Source organism: Isoptericola sp. NPDC057559 (genome assembly GCF_042801555.1).
In the GTDB taxonomy this organism is placed as follows: Bacteria; Actinomycetota; Actinomycetes; order Actinomycetales; family Cellulomonadaceae; genus Isoptericola.
Genome location: NZ_JBHVFQ010000011.1, coordinates 92,866 through 109,277, shown reverse-complemented (window position 1 = coordinate 109,277; position 16,412 = coordinate 92,866). Strand labels below are relative to the sequence as shown.

The following is a 16,412-nucleotide window of genomic DNA, read 5'->3' as shown; positions in this document are numbered from 1 at the left end:
GTTCGCCGGACCGACCGCCGCACCGCAGCGGCGCCGAAGGAGTTCCGAGGAGTCGTATGCGCATCGCCCTCGCCGCCACCTGTCTCGCCGACACCCTGTTCCCCGGAGCCCCGAGCGCGACCGTGCGCCTGCTGGAGCGGCTCGGCCACGAGGTCGTGTTCCCCGCCGACCAGGCGTGCTGCGGGCAGATGCACGTCAACACCGGCTACTTCCGCGAGGCGGTCCCGGTGATCCGCAACCACGTGGAGACGTTCGCGCCGGTGGCGGACGGCGAGTGGGACGCCGTCGTCATCCCGTCCGGGTCGTGCACCGGGTCGGTGCGCCACCAGCAGGCGATGGTCTGCCGCCGCGCCGGCCTCGACGACCTCGCCGCGACGGCCGAGGCGGTCTCGGCGAAGACGTACGAGCTGTCGGAGCTGCTGGTCGACGTGCTCGGCGTCACCGACGTCGGCGCCTGGTTCCCGCACCGCGTCACCTACCACCCCACCTGCCACTCGCTGCGCATGCTGCACGTGGGCGACAAGCCGCTGCAGCTGCTGCGGGCCGTGGCGGGGATCGACCTCGTGGAGCTGCCCGCCGCGGACACCTGCTGCGGGTTCGGCGGCACGTTCGCGCTGAAGAACGCGGACACGTCGGCCGCCATGCTCGCCGACAAGACCGCCCACGTGCGCGGCACGGGCGCCGAGGTGCTCACCGCGGGCGACATGTCGTGCCTCATGCACATCGGCGGCGGGCTCTCCCGGCAGGGCACCGGCGTCCGGGCGCTGCACCTGGCGGAGGTGCTCGCCTCGACGCGCGAGGAGCCCACCCCCCTGCCCGACACGACGTTCACGCGCCCGGGGCGGACGGAGCGGACGGGGGCCGCGCGATGAGCGAGACGTTCCTCGGGCTGCCCCGGCCGCGGCGCCGCCCCACCGAGGCGGAGGAGCCGTTCGGCCCCGTCCCCCACCCGAAGGAGCCGCTGCGCTGGGGCCAGGACTTCCCCGCCGCGGCGAAGCAGACGCTCGCGAACGACCAGCTGCGCCGCAACCTCGGCCACGCGACGCAGGTGATCCGCGCCAAGCGGGCCGCCGTCGTCGGCGAGGTGCCCGACTGGGAGGCCCTGCGCGACGCCGGCTCGGCGCTCAAGCAGCAGGTGATGGCGCAGCTCCCCGAGCTGCTGGCCACGCTGGAGGAGAACGTCGTCGCGCGCGGCGGCGTCGTGCACTGGGCGCGCGACGCGGCCGAGGCCAACCGGATCGTGGCCGACATCGCGAAGGCCAAGGGCGCCGACGAGGTGGTCAAGGTCAAGTCCATGGCCACCCAGGAGATCGGCCTCAACGAGGCGCTCGCCGACGAGGGCATCGCCGCGATCGAGACCGACCTGGCCGAGCTCATCGTCCAGCTCGCCGACGACATGCCGTCGCACATCCTGGTCCCCGCGATCCACCGCAACCGCTCGGAGATCCGCGACATCTTCCTCGCCCGCATGGGCGACGCGCCGCCCGACCTCTCGGACGTGCCGCGCGAGCTCGCGATGGCGGCCCGCGCGCACCTGCGGCGCAAGTTCCTCTCCGCCAAGGTCGCCGTGAGCGGCGCCAACTTCGCCGTCGCGGACACGGGCACGCTCGCCGTCGTCGAGTCCGAGGGCAACGGGCGCATGTGCCTCACGCTGCCCGAGACGCTGGTGACGGTCATGGGGATCGAGAAGCTGGTGCCCACGTTCGACGACCTCGAGGTGTTCCTGCAGCTGCTCCCCCGCTCCTCGACCGGCGAGCGGATGAACCCGTACACGTCGCTGTGGACGGGCGTCACGCCCGGGGACGGGCCGCAGGAGTTCCACCTGGTGCTGCTCGACAACGGCCGCACCGACGTGCTCGCCGACGAGGTGGGCCGCTCCGCCCTGCACTGCATCCGCTGCTCCGCGTGCCTCAACGTGTGCCCCGTCTACGAGCGGGTGGGCGGCCACGCCTACGGCTCCGTGTACCCCGGGCCGATCGGCGCCATCCTCACCCCGCAGCTCACGGCGGCGACCGGCGGGGTGTCCGGGCACCACGACCCGAACGCCTCCCTGCCGTACGCGTCGTCGCTGTGCGGCGCCTGCTACGAGGTGTGCCCGGTGAAGATCGACATCCCGTCGATCCTCGTCGACCTGCGCGCCCGCGAGGTCGACGCCGACCGCTCGGCGCGCGCCGTCGACCCGTGGCGCACGGCCATGAAGGCCGCGTCGTGGGTCATGGCCGACGGCGACCGGTTCGCCCGCGCCGGCCGCGCCGCCACGCTGGGCAGCGGCCTCGGTGGCCGCGACCACGCCGTCTCCGTAGCGCCGCCGCCCGCGTCCGCGTGGACCAGGTCGCGCGACCTGCCCGCCCCGCCGCGGCAGACGTTCCGCCAGTGGTGGGCGGAGCACGACCCGACGCAGCAGTCGGCCGAGCAGGCCACGCCGGAGCGCGAGGAGGAGCGATGAGCGACGCGAGGACCGAGGTGCTCGCCCGCGTGCGGGCGGCGCTGGGCCAGCCCGGGACGGGTACGACGCCGGCGGGAAAGGTCGGCACCGCGCCCCGGCCGGAGCCCGTGCCGCGCGCCTACCGCGCCGCCGGGGAGCACGCCGTCGGCTCGGCCGAGGTGCTCGAGCAGCTCGTCGACCGGCTCGTGGACTACAAGGCCCACGTCCACGAGGTCACCGCCGCGGACGTCCCCGCCACCGTCGCCACCCTGGTCACCGGGCTGTCCGGACCTGACGGCGCGCCGCGGGTCGTGGCGCCGGACGGGCTGGACGACGCGTGGCTGGCGGCGCTGCCGGCGGGCACGGAGGTCGTGCGCGACTCCCGGGAGCACCCGCTGGCCGCGACGGACCTGGACGCCGTCGCCGCGGTCGTCACGGCCGCCCGGGTGGCGATCTCGGAGACGGGCACGATCGTGCTCGACGGCGAGCCCGACCAGGGGCGGCGCGCGATCTCGCTCGTGCCCGACGTGCACCTGTGCGTGGTGCGGGCGGACCAGGCGGCGCAGACCGTGCCCGAGGCCGTGCGCCTGCTCGGCGCGCACCCCGACCGGCCGCTCACCTGGATCTCCGGGCCCAGCGCGACGTCGGACATCGAGCTGGACCGCGTGGAGGGCGTGCACGGCCCGCGGACCCTGCACGTCCTCCTGGTCGCCGGCTGAGCTCAGGGCGTGTCGCCCACGGCGTCGACCACCCCGGACTCCAGCAGGGCCCATCCGGACGGCTCGGGCGCGCCGGGGTGGTCGGAACGTGTCCCCAGGACCTCGTCCGTCTCCGGATCGATGATGATGTCGGTGCGAGCACCGCCGGCGCTCGTCAGCCCCACCCCGACCCCGGTGCGTCCCGCGACGTCCGTCGTCTCCCCCGACCCGGTGACCCCGGGGATCTGCGCGACGGCGCCGAGCAGCCCGGCCACGATCTCCGGTGGCATCCCGCCGTCCTCGAGCAGCCCGACGATCTCGTCGAACACGGCCTGGTCCGGGTGGTCCGCCGGGCGACCCTCCGTCTCCTCGTACGGCTCGACGGTGTCGCGAAGGAACGCGAGCATGGTGTCGGCGTCACCGTCGGTCGGCATGCCGGGCGGGAACGCCGGGATGTCCGCGCAGGCGTCCCACGTCCCGTCGCAGGGCTCCAGCGGCGACTCCCACGGGCCGCCCTCGGGGTTCCACGGGTCCTGACCCGGCTCCGTCACTCCCCGGACGAGGCCCGCGTGCTCGGCATCGACGGACTTCCAGGACTCCCTGGTCCGGGTCACCACCGCCAGCACGTAGTCGCCGTCCGGCCCCTCGCCCTCCTCGGTGGCCCGTTGGATGCCCCGCGAGTAGACGAGCTGGTCCGGGCGCGGGTCCCACGGCGTCTCCTCCGCGGCCTTCGCGGCCGCCGACTCGAGGATCTCCACCGCCTCAGCGCTCGCGACCGGTTCGTCGCCGACCGTGGGCACGATCGCGATCGCCCCCGCCGTGACGGCCGCGATCCCCGCCGCGAGCGCCACGCGCCGACCGACCCGGCGCCCGGGCCGCCAGGCATCCGGCCCGCGGCGGCCGGCCGGTCGGCGCCCGTTGCCGCCGACCAGGCGCGACGCCCGGGCCGGTCCGGCCGTCGACGGCGTGACGCGTGCCGTCCGGTCCTCCGCCGCGAGCTCGTCCAGGACACGGCGGCGCAGAGCGGTCGGGGGCTCGGCGGTCGGCGGGTCGAGCAGCGTGCCCGTCTGCCGGAGCATGGTCATCTCGTCCATCAGTCCTCCTCGTTCCAGCCGCGGGCGCGCAGCGTCGCGCGCACCGTGCGGCGGGCGCGGTGCAGGCGTGAGCGCACCGTGCCGATCTTGAGCTCGAGCGTCCCGGCGATCTGCTCGTAGGTGAGGTCGCCCCAGGCGGCGAGCAGAAGCACGTCGCGGTCGCCCGGGGAGAGTGCGGCGAGCGCCTCCGCCAGCACGGGGGCCGCCGCCCGCGCGCTGACCGCGTCCGCCACGGCGTCGGCCATCCCGTCGTCGGCGGGGGTCACCCCGGACCGTGCGAGCGCCCGGAGGCGGGCGGCCTCTGCCCGGTGCCAGCGCGCGATCTCCTTGGTCGCGATCCCGAACAGCCAGGGCCGCGCGTCGGGCCGGGTCAGGTCGTACGACTCGCGCCGGCGGAAGGCGGCGACGAACGTGTCGGCCACGACGTCCTCGGCATGCTCGGGGCCCACCCGCCGGTACGCGTACCGGTAGAGCTGCCGCGAGTACCGGCCGTAGAGGGCCGCGAAGTGCTCCGGTTCGTCGATCGACGCGACGACGATCGCGGCGTCCCCGGCCGCGGGCGGAGGGATCTGGGTCATCGCTGCCACGGTGACCCTCCTCGTCGCGGACATGGTCTCCTCATCACAGCCTCCATCGGTGCCGGCGTGCCTGTCCCCCTGTATCTCCCCTCGCCGCCGATCGAGTTCACGGCGGGGCGACGCCCGCGGCATCACCGGTCGTCGGCGCGGTGCCCGTCCCGGCCAGGATCCCGGCACGGATGTCCGCCACAATGGTGTCCCGTGACCGACCGCGAGCCCCCGACGTCCGACGCCCTCTTCGAGGTCCCACCGGGCGCGCGCCGGCCCGCCCGGCGGATCGTGCTGCTCACCGGGCCGTCGGGGTCGGGCAAGACGGCCCTCACGCGGCGGCTCGGCCTCCCGGTGGTCAACCTCGACGACTTCTACCGCGACGTCGACCACCCGGGGATGCCGATGCGGTACGGGATCGTCGACTGGGACGACCCGCGCAGCTGGGACTCCGAGGCCGCGCTCGACGCGCTCCGCGACGTCGTCCGCACGGGCCGCACCGAGGTGCCGGTCTACGACATCCCGACGTCGCGCCGCACCGGCGGGACCGTCCTCGAGGCGGGCGACGCCCGCGTCGTCGTCGCCGAGGGGATCTTCGCGGCCGAGCTGGTCGCGGCCTGCCGGCGCGAGGGCATCCTCGCCGACGCGATCTGCCTCGCCCGGCCGCGCGTGATGACGTTCTGGTTCCGCTTCCTCCGCGACGTCGCCGAGTCGCGCAAGCCGGTGCCGACCCTCGTGCGGCGCGGCTGGGGCCTGATGCGCGCGGAGCCCGCCCTCGTGCGCCGCTGGGTGGAGCTGGGCTGCCGCCCCGTGGCGCCCGCGCAGGCCGAGCGCGACATCCGCGCCCTCCTGGCCCGCTGAATTCCTTCGGCGGCGACCGGGTCGACGCCTACGGTGGGCGCATGGCAACGGTGCGGAAGTTCCAGGTCACCTTCGACTGCGCGGACCCGGAGCGCGTCGCCCGCTTCTGGTGCGAGGTGCTGGGGTACGAGATGCCCGACGGCGTCACCTCGGTCGCGGTCGACCCGACGGGCGTGGGCCCGCGCCTGTACTTCCAGCGCGTCCCCGAGGGCAAGGTCGTCAAGAACCGCGTGCACCTGGACGTGCGCGTGGGCACCGGCCTGGTAGGCGACGAGCGCCTCGCCGCCCTGCGGGCCGAGCAGGCGCGCCTCGAGCCGCTGGGCGCCGTCCACCTGTGGACGCAGCTCGCCGACGGCGAGGAGGAGTCCTGCATCACCATGCAGGACGTCGAGGGCAACGAGTTCTGCCTCGACTGAGGCCACCCCGCCGGGGTGTCAGACCAGGAACCCGAAGGACGCCCAGCGGAGCAGCGCCCACGCGACGATGACGACGGACGCCGCGACGACCCACGGGCGGCGCCACCCGGCGAGCCCGGTCGCGGCCGCGCCCACCAGGGCGACCGGCAGGAGGTAGAGCACCGCGATCGCGCTGATCGCCAGCGCCGCGGCGAAGGCCGGTGTCACGCCGTCGCCCGACCCGCGCGACCTCCTGTCGAGGACCTCGCGTTCGCCACCGCCGGCTTCGTACGCCATCGTCGTCCCTCTTCCTGTCGCCACCCCGGGCACGTCGTCGTGCCGCGGCCGCGATCCTCGGGATCTCCGGGCAGCCCGGAAAGGACCGTCTCGCGCGATCGACCGGGCGCACCCGGTCGGCGCGTCACCGGACCGGCGCTAGGCGCCGGGCAGCGGCTCGTCGAGCAGCGCCAGGAGCCGGGTGGTGGTCCGCCAGGAGCGCACGGTCATCTGCCGGAACACGGGCATGCCCATGAGCCGCTGGATGCGGGTCCGCCGGGCCTGCGCCGCGACCCGGGAGAAGTAGACCGCCCCCGGGCCGGGCGCGACGGCGTCGACGCCGTCGCGCAGCTCGGGCATCGCGTCGAGCACCTCGCGCGCGGTGAGCGGCGCCTTGAGGAAGAAGACCTCGCTGCGCAGCGCGTCCGAGCCGTGGTCCGGCGGCGCGGCGGCGACGGTGGCGGCCAGCTCGTCGCGCGAGCGGACCAGCGTCGGGACGGCGAAGCCGAACCGGTCCGCGAGCGCCGCCTCGATCGTGCCCTCCAGGTCGGGGCCGCTCGCCGGGTCCGCCGCGAGCAGCACGTTGCCGCTCTGCTGCACGGTCCGCGCGGCGCCGAGGCCGGCGTCCGCGAGGCACGCGGCGAGGTCGGGCATCGCGACGGCGTGCCGGCCGCCCACGTTGATGCCGCGCAGCAGCGCGACCGTCGTGGGCAGGGGCTCGCCGACCATGGGTCCACCGTGCCACCGAACGCCGACATCGGGCCCGCGAAGTGTCATGCGAACGTCACACGGCGGTCATCCGCAGCACATGATCGGCGGTCACGCTGGGGCGCAGGAGGTGGTCTCTATGGCTGAGCAGACGACCGATCGCGGGGCTCTTCGAGTCCTCTCCCTCTACGAGGGGTTCTTCAGCGGCGGCGCGCGCGTGCTGCACTCGTCGGTGGTGGCCGGCCTGCACGGCCAGGGCCGCCAGCGGCACGCCGTGCTGAGCATCCACGACGACGTGCGGCGCGAGGGGGCGCGGCAGCGCATGGTCGACGACCCCCGCTACCGGCAGCTCACGGCCGCCGGCGTGCGGGTGACGTCGCTCGGCCGGTCCACGGAGGTGCCGCACGACCCGGAGGCCGTCTCCGACGCGGAGGCCGAGGTCCTCGCCCGCGCGCTGGGCGACACCGACGTCGTGCTGTCGCTGAAGGAGCAGCCGCTGCGGCTCCTCTCCCGGCGCGACCTGCTGCCCGACCGCCCGGTGGTCGCGTGCCTGCACCGGTCCGACCCGCAGAACCAGGGCTCCGGGCTCGGCCACCTGCTGCGCGCGGCCGACGACGGGCGGCTCGCCGCGGTCGTGTGCTGCGCGGAGTCGACCCGCGCCGCCTACGAGGCCGCGGGCGTCCCCGCGCACCTGCTGCGCGTCATCCCGAACGGCGTCGACCTCACCCGCTTCCGCCCCGTGCCGGCGGCACGCCGACTGGCGCTGCGCGGCGCGCACCGGCTCCCCGCCGACGGCGTGGTCGTCACGTACGCGGCCCGCTACGACGCGATGAAGAACCCGGGCCTGTTCCTGGCGGCGGCCCGCGAGCTGCTCGGCCGCGACGCCGGCGCGCACGTGGTGCTGTGCGGCGCGGGGATGAGCCCCGCGAACCCGGACCTGGGCGCCGACCTCGTGCTGGCCTTCGCCGACCGGCCCGACCTCCTCGCGCGCGTGCACCTGCTGGGCGTGCGGCACGACATGGAGCGGGTGCTCGCCGCGTCGGACGTCGTGGCGCTCACGTCCGCGTTCGGCGAGGCCGCCCCGCTGTGCCTGATCGAGGGCGCGATGTGCGGCGCGGTCCCCGTGACGACGCCCGTGGGCGACAGCGCGCGGATCGTGGACGGCATCGGCCTGGTGACCGGCTTCGACCCGGCGGAGATCGCGGCCGCCTGGCTCGAGGCCGCCGCCCGCCGCGACGCGCTGACCGCGGCGCTGGTCACCGCACGCCCCCGGTTCAGCCACGTGCGGATGCTGTCCGCGTACGCCGCCACGGTCGAGCGCGCCCACCGCGGGCTCGGCCTGACGCTCGCCCGGGGCTGACCTCGCGACGGCCGCGGCCTACGCGACGTCGGGTCGCGTCATCAGCGGCGCGGTCACGTGCCGCGCCAGGTCGGGGCCCGTCAGGGGCACGAGGTTCCACGTCGCGACGGCCGTGCCCCCGTCGGCATCGACCGCCACGCGCACCCGGTGCGGCGTCGTGATCACGACGACGTCGGCGACGAACACCCTGCCCTGCCAGGCGCCGCGCGCGACGACGGGACGCCCGAGCGGCGCGCTCTCCCGCCACCGCGCGGGCCCGGCCTCGACGTCGAGGCCCGGACCGAGGCGCAGGAGCCAGCCGTCGCCGTCGGGCTCGACGGTCACGACCGTCCCGTCCGCCAGCGCGGAGCCGTCCGCGGACGCGTCGACGGTCGCGGTCACCCTCTCTCGCGCGCCGGCCGACCCCGTCAGGGGGGCCAGGGCGAGCCCCCGCAGCCGCTCGGCGAGGGCCGCGTCGGCGGCCGGGTCGCCGCCGTCGTCCATCGCGAGGTCGTCCAGCCCGGGCAGGAGGCACTCCCAGAGCGGCCCGAGCAGCGTCTCGCCGCCGCCGGACAGCGCGGCCGTCACGGCGACCACGAGGTCGTGGGACGGCACGACGACGCAGCTCTGCCCGAACGAGCCCTCCCCCCGGAACCCGTGCCGCGACCTCCAGAACTGGTACCCGTACCCGCGCAGCACGTCGGGGTTCTCCGACCAGCCCTCGACCTGCACCGTGGGGACGTGCCACGCCGTGGCGGTCTCGACCCATTCGCGCGGCACGAGCTGCCGGTCGCCCCACCGCCCGCCTTGCCGCAGCAGCTCGCCGAACGCGGCCACCGCCTCGGTCGTGAGGTGGAGGCCGTGGAAGCCGAAGGATGCGCCGCTCGCCACACGGTCCCACTCGGCGTGGCGGATGCCCATCGGGAAGAAGACCCGCTCGTCGAGCAGCTCGGGGAGGCCCTGCCCGGTGACCCGCTCCACCATGCGGGCCAGGACGTAGGTGGTGGCGTTGTCGTACCCGTGCGCCGTGCCCTCGGGGGCGGTGAACGGCACCCGTAGGAAGCCCCTCGTCAGGTCCCCCGGCTCGAGCTCCCACGCCTCCGAGAGGCTGTCGGTGCGGTGGCCGGTGGTCATCGACAGCAGGTGGTGGACGGTGAGACGGCGCCCCTGCGCGAGGACGTCCGCTGGGGCGTCGGCCGGGGCGCTCTCGGGCAGCACGTCGACCACCCGGTCGTCGAGGGAGAGCAGCCCGTCGGCCACCGCGAGCCCCACCGCGACGGCGGTGAACGACTTGGTCAGCGAGTACAGCAGGTGCGGCCGGTCCGCCGTGTACGGGGCCCACCAGCCCTCGGCGACGACGCGGCCGTGGCGCACGACCATCAGCGAGTGGCACTCGACCGACGCCGCCTCGAGCCGGTCGAGCAGCTCGATCACGGCGCGGGCGGGCACACCCTCCGCCGACGGGCTCGAGCGCGGCAGCAGCGGCGGTCCGGGATGCATGCGGGCACCGTACCGACGCCGCGCCACGGATTTTCGGAAGGCTCCGGGGCGATCAGCGCGTCGAGTCGCGCAGCCGCACCTCGAAGCCGACGTCGGTGACGGCGCCGCCGACGGCGTCGTCGACGGCGGCGCGGACGGCGAGGCTGCCCATGTCCTCCAGCGGGATGCGCACGGTGGACAGGGCGGGCACGTGGTCGCGCAGGGTGGGGACGTCGTCGAACCCGGCGACGCGGACGTCGCGCGGCACCTCGACGCCGAGCTCGCGGAGCCGGGCGATGAGGCCGATCGCCATGACGTCGGTGACGGCGAAGACGCACAGCGGCTCGCCGCCGGCGGGCTCGTCGCGGACCAGCTCGGCGACGTCGTCGCCGGCCGCGTAGCCGCCGTCGCGGGAGAACTCGGCGGTGAGCACCTCGGCGACGGTGCCGCCCCCGGCGCGCGCGGCGGCGGTGAACGCGTCGGTGCGCTCGCGCGACGTCACGACACGGGCGGGCCCGCCGAGCACCACGAAGCGCCGCTGCCCCTGGGCGAGCAGCGCCTCCGCGAGGGCGCGCGCCCCGGCGGCGTTCGGCGGGCGCACGACCGACCCGTCGCCCACCGGCTGGCCCACGATCACGGAGCGGCCGCCGGCGGCGACGAACGCGTCGAGCTCGGCGGCGAGGGCGGCGTCCTCGTCGGGCGTCCAGCGCGTGCCGGCGACGACGACGGCGTCCACGCGGTGCGCGGCGAACGCGGCGACGGCCTCGCGCTCGGCCTCGGGGTCGCGCCCCGTCGAGGCGAGCAGCACGAGCCGGCCGCGGTCGCGGGCGGCGTTCTGCGCCCCGGCGGCGATCGAGGAGAAGTAGGGGTCGGAGATGTCCTGCACCACGAGCCCGAGCAGGCCCGAGCGGGCCCGCGCCAGCGCCTGGGCCTGCGCGTTCACCACGTACCCCAGCTCGGAGGCGGCCGCCTGCACCCGGGCGACCAGCTCCGCGCCCGGCTGCCGCGCCGACCCGTTGAGCACCCGCGACGCCGTGGCGAGGGAGACCCCCGCGCGGTCCGCGACGTCCTGCAGCCTCGCTCGTCCCACGTGCTCCTCCTGGTCCGTCCGGGCGGGACGCCTTGACGCGCTCGCCGGACACACCTTACCGTGGTCGGGAAAGCGCATTCCTCTGCCGTCCGGCATAGGGTCCGTGCACCACCCCGGCGCCGCCGCGCCGACGACGAAGGAGTCCTGAGTGAGCACACCCACGCGCACCCTGCGCATCGCGATGAACGGCGTCACGGGCCGCATGGGCTACCGCCAGCACCTCGTGCGCTCGATCCTGCCGATCCGCGAGCAGGGCGGCGTCGAGCTGGCCGACGGCTCGCGCGTCCAGGTGGAGCCCGTGCTGGTGGGCCGCAACGAGTCCAGGCTCGCCGAGCTGGCCGCCCTGCACGGCGTGGACGAGTACACGACGGACCTCGACGGGATCATCGCCGACCCCGCCACGGACATCGTCTTCGACGCGTCCATGACCTCCCTGCGCGCCAAGACCCTCACCAAGGCGATGCAGGCCGGCAAGCACGTCTACACCGAGAAGCCGACCGCCGAGACGCTCGCCGAGGCCGTCGAGCTCGCCCGCCTGCGCGAGGAGACCGGCGTCACCGCCGGCGTCGTGCACGACAAGCTGTACCTGCCCGGCCTGGTCAAGCTGCGCCGCCTCGTCGACGAGGGCTTCTTCGGCCGCATCCTGTCGCTGCGCGGCGAGTTCGGCTACTGGGTGTTCGAGGGCGACCACCAGGCCGCGCAGCGCCCGTCGTGGAACTACCGCAAGGAGGACGGCGGCGGCATGACCACGGACATGTTCTGCCACTGGAACTACGTCCTCGAGGGCATCCTCGGCGCCGTCAAGACCGTCAACGCGCAGACCACCACCCACATCCCGACGCGCTGGGACGAGCAGGGCAAGGAGTACGCCGCCACCGCCGACGACGCCGCGTACGGCATCTTCGAGATCGAGACGCCCGGCGGCGACCCGGTGGTCGCGCAGATCAACTCCTCCTGGGCCGTGCGGGTCTACCGCGACGAGCTCGTGGAGTTCCAGATCGACGGTACGCACGGCTCCGCCGTCGCCGGCCTGCGCAAGTGCGTCGCCCAGCAGCGCGCGCACACCCCCAAGCCCGTGTGGAACCCGGACCTGCCCGTCACCGAGCCGTTCCGCGACCAGTGGCTCGAGGTCCCCGCGAACGCCGACCTCGACAACGGCTTCAAGCTGCAGTGGGAGGAGTTCCTGCGCGACGTCGTCGCGGGCCGCCCGCACCGCTTCGACCTGCTGTCCGCCGCGCGCGGCGTCCAGCTCGCGGAGCTGGGCCTGCGGTCGTCGGCCGAGGGCCGCCGCCTCGACGTCCCGGAGATCTCACTGTGACGGCCCCGACCCTCGACCCGACGCTCGCGCCGGAGCTGACGCCCAGCGGCGTCACCGTCCGCCTCCCCCGGTTCGACGCCGCGGGGCGCGCCACCGGCACCGAGGTGCGCGAGCTGCACGCGCCGGGCCCGTGGACGAAGCCCGTCGGGACGATCTCCTCGCGCCTCGCGTTCGCCGCGGCGCACGTCGTGCCGCAGGTCGGCGCGGAGAACGTGCCGGGCGCGCCCGCCGTCGTCGACTGGGACGCGACGCTCGCCTACCGGCACCGCATCTGGGAGCACGGCCTCGGCGTCGCCGACGCCATGGACACCGCGCAGCGCGGCATGGGCCTGGACTGGGCCGCGACGCAGGAGCTGGTGCGCCGGTCGTCGGCCGAGGCGGCGTCCGTCGGCGCGCGCATCGCGTGCGGCGCGGGCACCGACCAGCTCGACCCGGCGTCGGTCGAGCCCGGCGAGGCCGGCCTGGCCGCCGTCACCGACGCCTACCGCGAGCAGGTGCGCGTGGTGCAGGAGGCCGGCGCGCAGGTCATCGTCATGGCGTCGCGGGCCCTGGCCAAGGTCGCCCGCTCCCCCGAGGACTACGCCCGCGTCTACGACGCCGTTCTCGCGGAGGCCGACCGCCCGGTCGTGCTGCACTGGCTCGGCACCATGTTCGACCCCGCCCTCGCGGGCTACTGGGGGTCCGACGACGTCGAGTCCGCGACGCGGACGTTCCTCGACCTCATCACCGCCCACCAGGACACCGTCGACGGGGTCAAGGTGTCGCTGCTCGACGCGCAGCACGAGGTCGGGCTGCGCCGCGCACTGGCCGCCCTCGACGGCTCGCCCGTGCGCCTCTACACCGGCGACGACTTCAACTACCCGGAGCTGATCGCGGGCGACGGGCAGGGGCACTCCGACGCCCTGCTCGGCATCTTCGCGGCGATCTACCCGGCCGCGTCCACCGCGCTGCAGGCGTTCGACGCCGGTGCCGCGGGCGACCCGGACGGCGCGGCCCGCGGGCACGCGATCCTCGCGTCGACCGAGAAGCTGGGGCGGCACATCTTCGCGGCGCCGACCTACTACTACAAGACCGGCGTGGCGTTCCTGTCCTGGCTGAACGGCTTCCAGCCGGGCTTCCAGCTGGTCGGGGGCCTGCAGTCGGGCCGCTCGCTGGCGCACCTCGTGGAGCTGGCGCGCCTGGCCGACGGCTGCGGCATGCTCCTCGACCCGGCGCTGGCCGCCCGCCGCCTGGACGCGCTGCTCGTCACGAACGGGGTCACCGCATGACCGCCCCCGACCTGAGCCGCTGCTCGCTCAACACCGCCACGGTCAAGCACGCGACCCTCGCCGAGGCCGTCGACGCGGCCGCGGCGGCCGGCCTCGGGGCCGTGGGCCTGTGGCGCCACCAGGTGCAGGAGCACGGCGCCGACAAGGCGGCGCGGATCGTCACCGACGCCGGCCTGCGCGTGTCGTCCCTGTGCCGGGGCGGCTTCCTCACCGCCGCCCACGACGCCGGGATCGCGGCCGCGCTCGACGACAACAAGCGCGCCATCGAGGAGACCGCGGGCGTCGGCACCCGCGAGCTCGTCTTCGTCGTGGGCGGGCTGCCCGCCCTCAGCGTGCCCGGCCAGGGGCCCCGCCCCGACGCCGGCCCGGGCGACCGGGACGTCGTCGCCGCCCGGTCGCGCGTGGCCGACCGGCTCGCCGAGCTCGCGCCGTTCGCGGCCGAGCACGACGTGCGCATCGTGCTCGAGGCGCTGCACCCGATGTTCGCCGCCGACCGCGCGGTGGTCTCCACCCTCGGCCAGGCGCTCGACCTCGCCGCGCCGTTCGCCCCCGAGACCGTGGGGGTGGTGGTCGACACGTACCACGTGTGGTGGGACCCCCGGCTGCGGGAGTCGATCGCGCGGGCCGGGGCCGAGGGCCGCATCGCCGGCTACCAGGTGTGCGACTGGAGCCTGCCGCTGGCCGCCGACCCGCTCAACTCGCGCGGGCACGTGGGCGACGGGTACGTCGACTTCCCGACGATCTCCCGCTGGGTCGCCGAGGCCGGGTACACCGGCGACGTCGAGACCGAGATCTTCAACGAGCAGGTCTGGGCCGACGACCCCCGGGCCACCGCCCGCACCGTCGGCGAGCGGTACGCGGCGCACGTGCTGCCGCACCTGGCACCGGGGTCCGACGCCCTCTGACACCGGGCACCTGACACCCCGGTGCGGGCCGGTCGCCGACGCCGGTCCGCCGCACGACGCCCCGCCGCCCCCGAGGCGGCGGGGCGTTCGTCGTCCGCGGGCGGCGGTCCGCACCTGGTCAGGAACGAAGAAGCGCGGGCCCGGGTCGGCTCCCTAGCCTGGTCCCAGCGGCGCGGCACGGTGCCGCACCACCAGCCGGGAGGAACGCCATGACCACGTCCCAGGGGCTCAGCGCCGACGAGCGCGCCGCCGTCAAGCAGCGCGCCAAGGAGCTGCGCGAGCAGGAGAAGGCGGGCAAGAACCGCGCCGCGGGCGAGGAGGCGGTCCGCGCGGCGATCGAGCCGCTGGAGGGCACCGACCGGGACATCGCCGAGGGCATGTACCGGGTCGTCACCGAGGTGGCCCCCGGCCTCGTGCCCAAGACGTACTACGGCATGCCGGGCTTCGCGAACGACGCCGGGAAGATGGTGGTGTTCATGCAGCCCGCGGCCAAGTTCGGCACCCGGTACGCCACGGTCGGCTTCGACCCGGCGGCGCACCTCGACGACGGCGACTTCTGGACCACCGCGTTCGCCGTGCTCGCCTGGACGCCCGCGTTCGAGGAGCGGTTCACCGGGCTGGTGCGCGCCGCGGCGAGCTGAGCCTCCGACGCGGGTGGCCCACCCCTCCGCGAGGGGGCGGGCCACAGGCGTGCGGGCGTCAGGCCGGGCGCACCTCGGCGCGCGCCAGCTCGGTGATCCCCCGCGCGGCGAGGGCCGCGGGGTCGGCGGCGGTCGCGCTGGTCACGACGGCGACGGCCGCGCCCCGCTCGCGCAGGTCGTGCCAGAGCTCGAACACGGCGCCGCCGGGCCCGAGCGACGGCCGCGACAGCGGCAGGTCCGCGCCGTCGACGTCGACGACGACGCCCACGGTGCGCTCCTGCGCGAGGGGCAGCGCGCCGCGGCGGGCCTCCGCGACGACCTCGGCGAAGCGGCGGCCGAGCGGCTTGACCCGGTTCTCGGTGTCGAGCAGGCCGAGCGAGTACTCGAGGTCCTTGTAGTCCGCGAGGTCGCGGGTCACGTCGTGCGAGCACCACCAGGTGACGGCGTACAGGTCCTCGGTCGTGAGGGCCGCCTCGAGGGTGCGGGTGCAGAACTCCGGCATCTCGGCCTCGGCGAGGTTCATCGAGGGGGCGCCCACCTCCTGCAGCCACACCTGGCGGCCCGGGTCGGTCGCGAACGCCTTCGACAGCTCGATCATCCACTCCGCGTGCCGCACGGACTGCGGCGACAGCGCGCCGTAGCGCGCGGCCGTGCCGTTGAAGATCCACGAGTGCACGGTGGTCATGTCGCCGAGCCGCGAGGCGTGCTCGGGCAGGAACGAGTGGTCGTCCCAGTACCAGAGGTGGTCGTTCTCGCTGTGCACGACGACGTGGCGCGGGTCGCGGTCGCGCGGCGCCTCGAGCAGCGACGTCATCCAGTGCGTCACCTGCTCCGCGGTGGCGGGCATGGCGGCGGGGTTCGGCTCCAGGAACTGGTTGAGCTCGTTGCCGAGCGTCAGGCCCAGGAAGTTGGGGCGGTCGCGCACCGCGTCGTACACGGCGGCGACGAGGGCCGCCTGCGCGTCGACGGCGCCCTGGTCGGCGAACATGTTGCCGTCGTGCCAGTTCACGAGCCACGCGGGCACGAAGTCGAAGCCCGACATGTGCCCCTGGACGACGTCGACCGCGACGTCGAGCCCGAACTCGGCGGCGACGTCGGTGACGAGGGCGATGTCGTCGAGGGCGCGGCGGCGGATCAGGGTGCGGTTGGGCTGCAGCACGGGCCACAGGGGGAAGACGCGGACGTGGTCCACGCCGAGGCCGGCGATCGCCTCGAAGTCCGCGCGGACGACGTCGGGGTCGACGGCCATCCACTGGAACATCCAGTCGCGGGACGGGGTGTAGTTGACGCCGAAGCGCGGCGCGGTCGAAGTCACAGGGCTTCCTCGCTTGTCTCGGTGCGGTGGTGCG

Annotated in this window: 17 protein-coding genes; 10 read left to right on the top strand and 7 right to left on the bottom strand. The window is 75.4% G+C overall.

Translation table 11 applies throughout. The features are described from left to right. Positions 1–56: 56 nt before the first annotated feature. The 3 genes from ACFU5J_RS12590 to ACFU5J_RS12580 are packed head-to-tail and all read left to right on the top strand — an operon-like array spanning position 57 to position 3,144. A complete protein-coding gene (locus ACFU5J_RS12590; RefSeq protein ID WP_430574384.1) occupies positions 57–872 on the top strand; it encodes a (Fe-S)-binding protein in 816 nt (271 codons plus the stop codon). Then, entirely contained in the window at positions 869–2,446 is a 1,578-nt protein-coding gene (locus tag ACFU5J_RS12585) for a LutB/LldF family L-lactate oxidation iron-sulfur protein (RefSeq protein WP_430574383.1), read from the top strand. The genes ACFU5J_RS12590 and ACFU5J_RS12585 overlap by 4 nt, the downstream gene beginning before the upstream one ends. Beyond that, positions 2,443–3,144, top strand: coding sequence for a lactate utilization protein C (locus ACFU5J_RS12580; RefSeq protein WP_430578919.1), 702 nt, complete (start codon positions 2,443–2,445; stop codon positions 3,142–3,144). Before ACFU5J_RS12585 ends, ACFU5J_RS12580 begins: the two co-directional genes overlap by 4 nt. Before the next feature lie 2 nt (positions 3,145–3,146). Here ACFU5J_RS12580 and ACFU5J_RS12575 read toward each other — a convergent pair whose 3' ends face one another. Beyond that, positions 3,147–4,217 carry a CU044_5270 family protein gene (locus ACFU5J_RS12575; protein ID WP_430578918.1) on the bottom strand — a complete coding sequence of 357 codons (1,071 nt, stop codon included), beginning with the start codon at positions 4,215–4,217 and terminating at the stop codon, positions 3,147–3,149. Continuing rightward, positions 4,217–4,795, bottom strand: coding sequence for an RNA polymerase sigma factor (locus ACFU5J_RS12570; RefSeq protein WP_430578917.1), 579 nt, complete (start codon positions 4,793–4,795; stop codon positions 4,217–4,219). The genes ACFU5J_RS12575 and ACFU5J_RS12570 overlap by 1 nt, the downstream gene beginning before the upstream one ends. Positions 4,796–4,996: 201 nt before the next feature. On the opposite strand from ACFU5J_RS12570, the gene ACFU5J_RS12565 reads away from it, so the two are divergent. Continuing rightward, a complete protein-coding gene (locus ACFU5J_RS12565) occupies positions 4,997–5,644 on the top strand; it encodes a uridine kinase (RefSeq protein WP_430574379.1) in 648 nt (215 codons plus the stop codon). A 41-nt stretch (positions 5,645–5,685) separates the two neighbouring features. Further along, positions 5,686–6,060, top strand: coding sequence for a VOC family protein (locus tag ACFU5J_RS12560; RefSeq protein WP_430574378.1), 375 nt, complete (start codon positions 5,686–5,688; stop codon positions 6,058–6,060). 18 nt (positions 6,061–6,078) lie between these two features. On the opposite strand, the gene ACFU5J_RS12555 is transcribed toward ACFU5J_RS12560, so the two are convergent. Then, entirely contained in the window at positions 6,079–6,336 is a 258-nt protein-coding gene (locus ACFU5J_RS12555) for a hypothetical protein (protein ID WP_430578916.1), read from the bottom strand. 138 nt (positions 6,337–6,474) lie between these two features. Further along, entirely contained in the window at positions 6,475–7,044 is a 570-nt protein-coding gene (locus tag ACFU5J_RS12550; protein ID WP_430578915.1) for a DUF1697 domain-containing protein, read from the bottom strand. A gap of 118 nt (positions 7,045–7,162) precedes the next feature. On the opposite strand from ACFU5J_RS12550, the gene ACFU5J_RS12545 reads away from it, so the two are divergent. After that, positions 7,163–8,383: a glycosyltransferase gene (locus ACFU5J_RS12545; protein WP_430578914.1), complete on the top strand. Its 1,221-nt coding sequence runs from the start codon at positions 7,163–7,165 to the stop codon at positions 8,381–8,383. Between the two features lie 18 nt (positions 8,384–8,401). Here the strand turns inward: ACFU5J_RS12545 and ACFU5J_RS12540 are convergent, their stop codons facing one another. Next, the gene (locus ACFU5J_RS12540) at positions 8,402–9,862 is read right to left on the bottom strand and encodes a serine hydrolase domain-containing protein (protein ID WP_430578913.1); all 1,461 of its coding nucleotides are present in this window, start codon (positions 9,860–9,862) and stop codon (positions 8,402–8,404) included. A gap of 52 nt (positions 9,863–9,914) precedes the next feature. Continuing rightward, on the bottom strand, positions 9,915–10,931 hold the full coding sequence (locus ACFU5J_RS12535; RefSeq protein ID WP_430578912.1) for a LacI family DNA-binding transcriptional regulator: 1,017 nt from the start codon (positions 10,929–10,931) through the stop codon (positions 9,915–9,917). Between the two features lie 181 nt (positions 10,932–11,112). On the opposite strand from ACFU5J_RS12535, the gene ACFU5J_RS12530 reads away from it, so the two are divergent. The 4 genes from ACFU5J_RS12530 (at position 11,113) to ACFU5J_RS12515 (ending at position 15,063) form a co-directional block, all read left to right on the top strand. Then, positions 11,113–12,249, top strand: a complete 1,137-nt coding sequence (locus ACFU5J_RS12530) for a Gfo/Idh/MocA family protein (protein ID WP_430578939.1) — start codon at positions 11,113–11,115, stop codon at positions 12,247–12,249. Between the two features lie 35 nt (positions 12,250–12,284). Next, positions 12,285–13,517 carry a dihydrodipicolinate synthase family protein gene (locus ACFU5J_RS12525; RefSeq protein ID WP_430578938.1) on the top strand — a complete coding sequence of 411 codons (1,233 nt, stop codon included), beginning with the start codon at positions 12,285–12,287 and terminating at the stop codon, positions 13,515–13,517. Beyond that, on the top strand, positions 13,514–14,422 hold the full coding sequence (locus tag ACFU5J_RS12520; protein WP_430578911.1) for a sugar phosphate isomerase/epimerase family protein: 909 nt from the start codon (positions 13,514–13,516) through the stop codon (positions 14,420–14,422). Before ACFU5J_RS12525 ends, ACFU5J_RS12520 begins: the two co-directional genes overlap by 4 nt. 209 nt (positions 14,423–14,631) lie before the next feature. After that, the gene (locus ACFU5J_RS12515) at positions 14,632–15,063 is read left to right on the top strand and encodes a hypothetical protein (protein WP_430574371.1); all 432 of its coding nucleotides are present in this window, start codon (positions 14,632–14,634) and stop codon (positions 15,061–15,063) included. Between the two features lie 58 nt (positions 15,064–15,121). On the opposite strand, the gene ACFU5J_RS12510 is transcribed toward ACFU5J_RS12515, so the two are convergent. Continuing rightward, on the bottom strand, positions 15,122–16,378 hold the full coding sequence (locus ACFU5J_RS12510) for a glycosyl hydrolase (protein ID WP_430578910.1): 1,257 nt from the start codon (positions 16,376–16,378) through the stop codon (positions 15,122–15,124). Positions 16,379–16,412 lie beyond the last annotated feature (34 nt).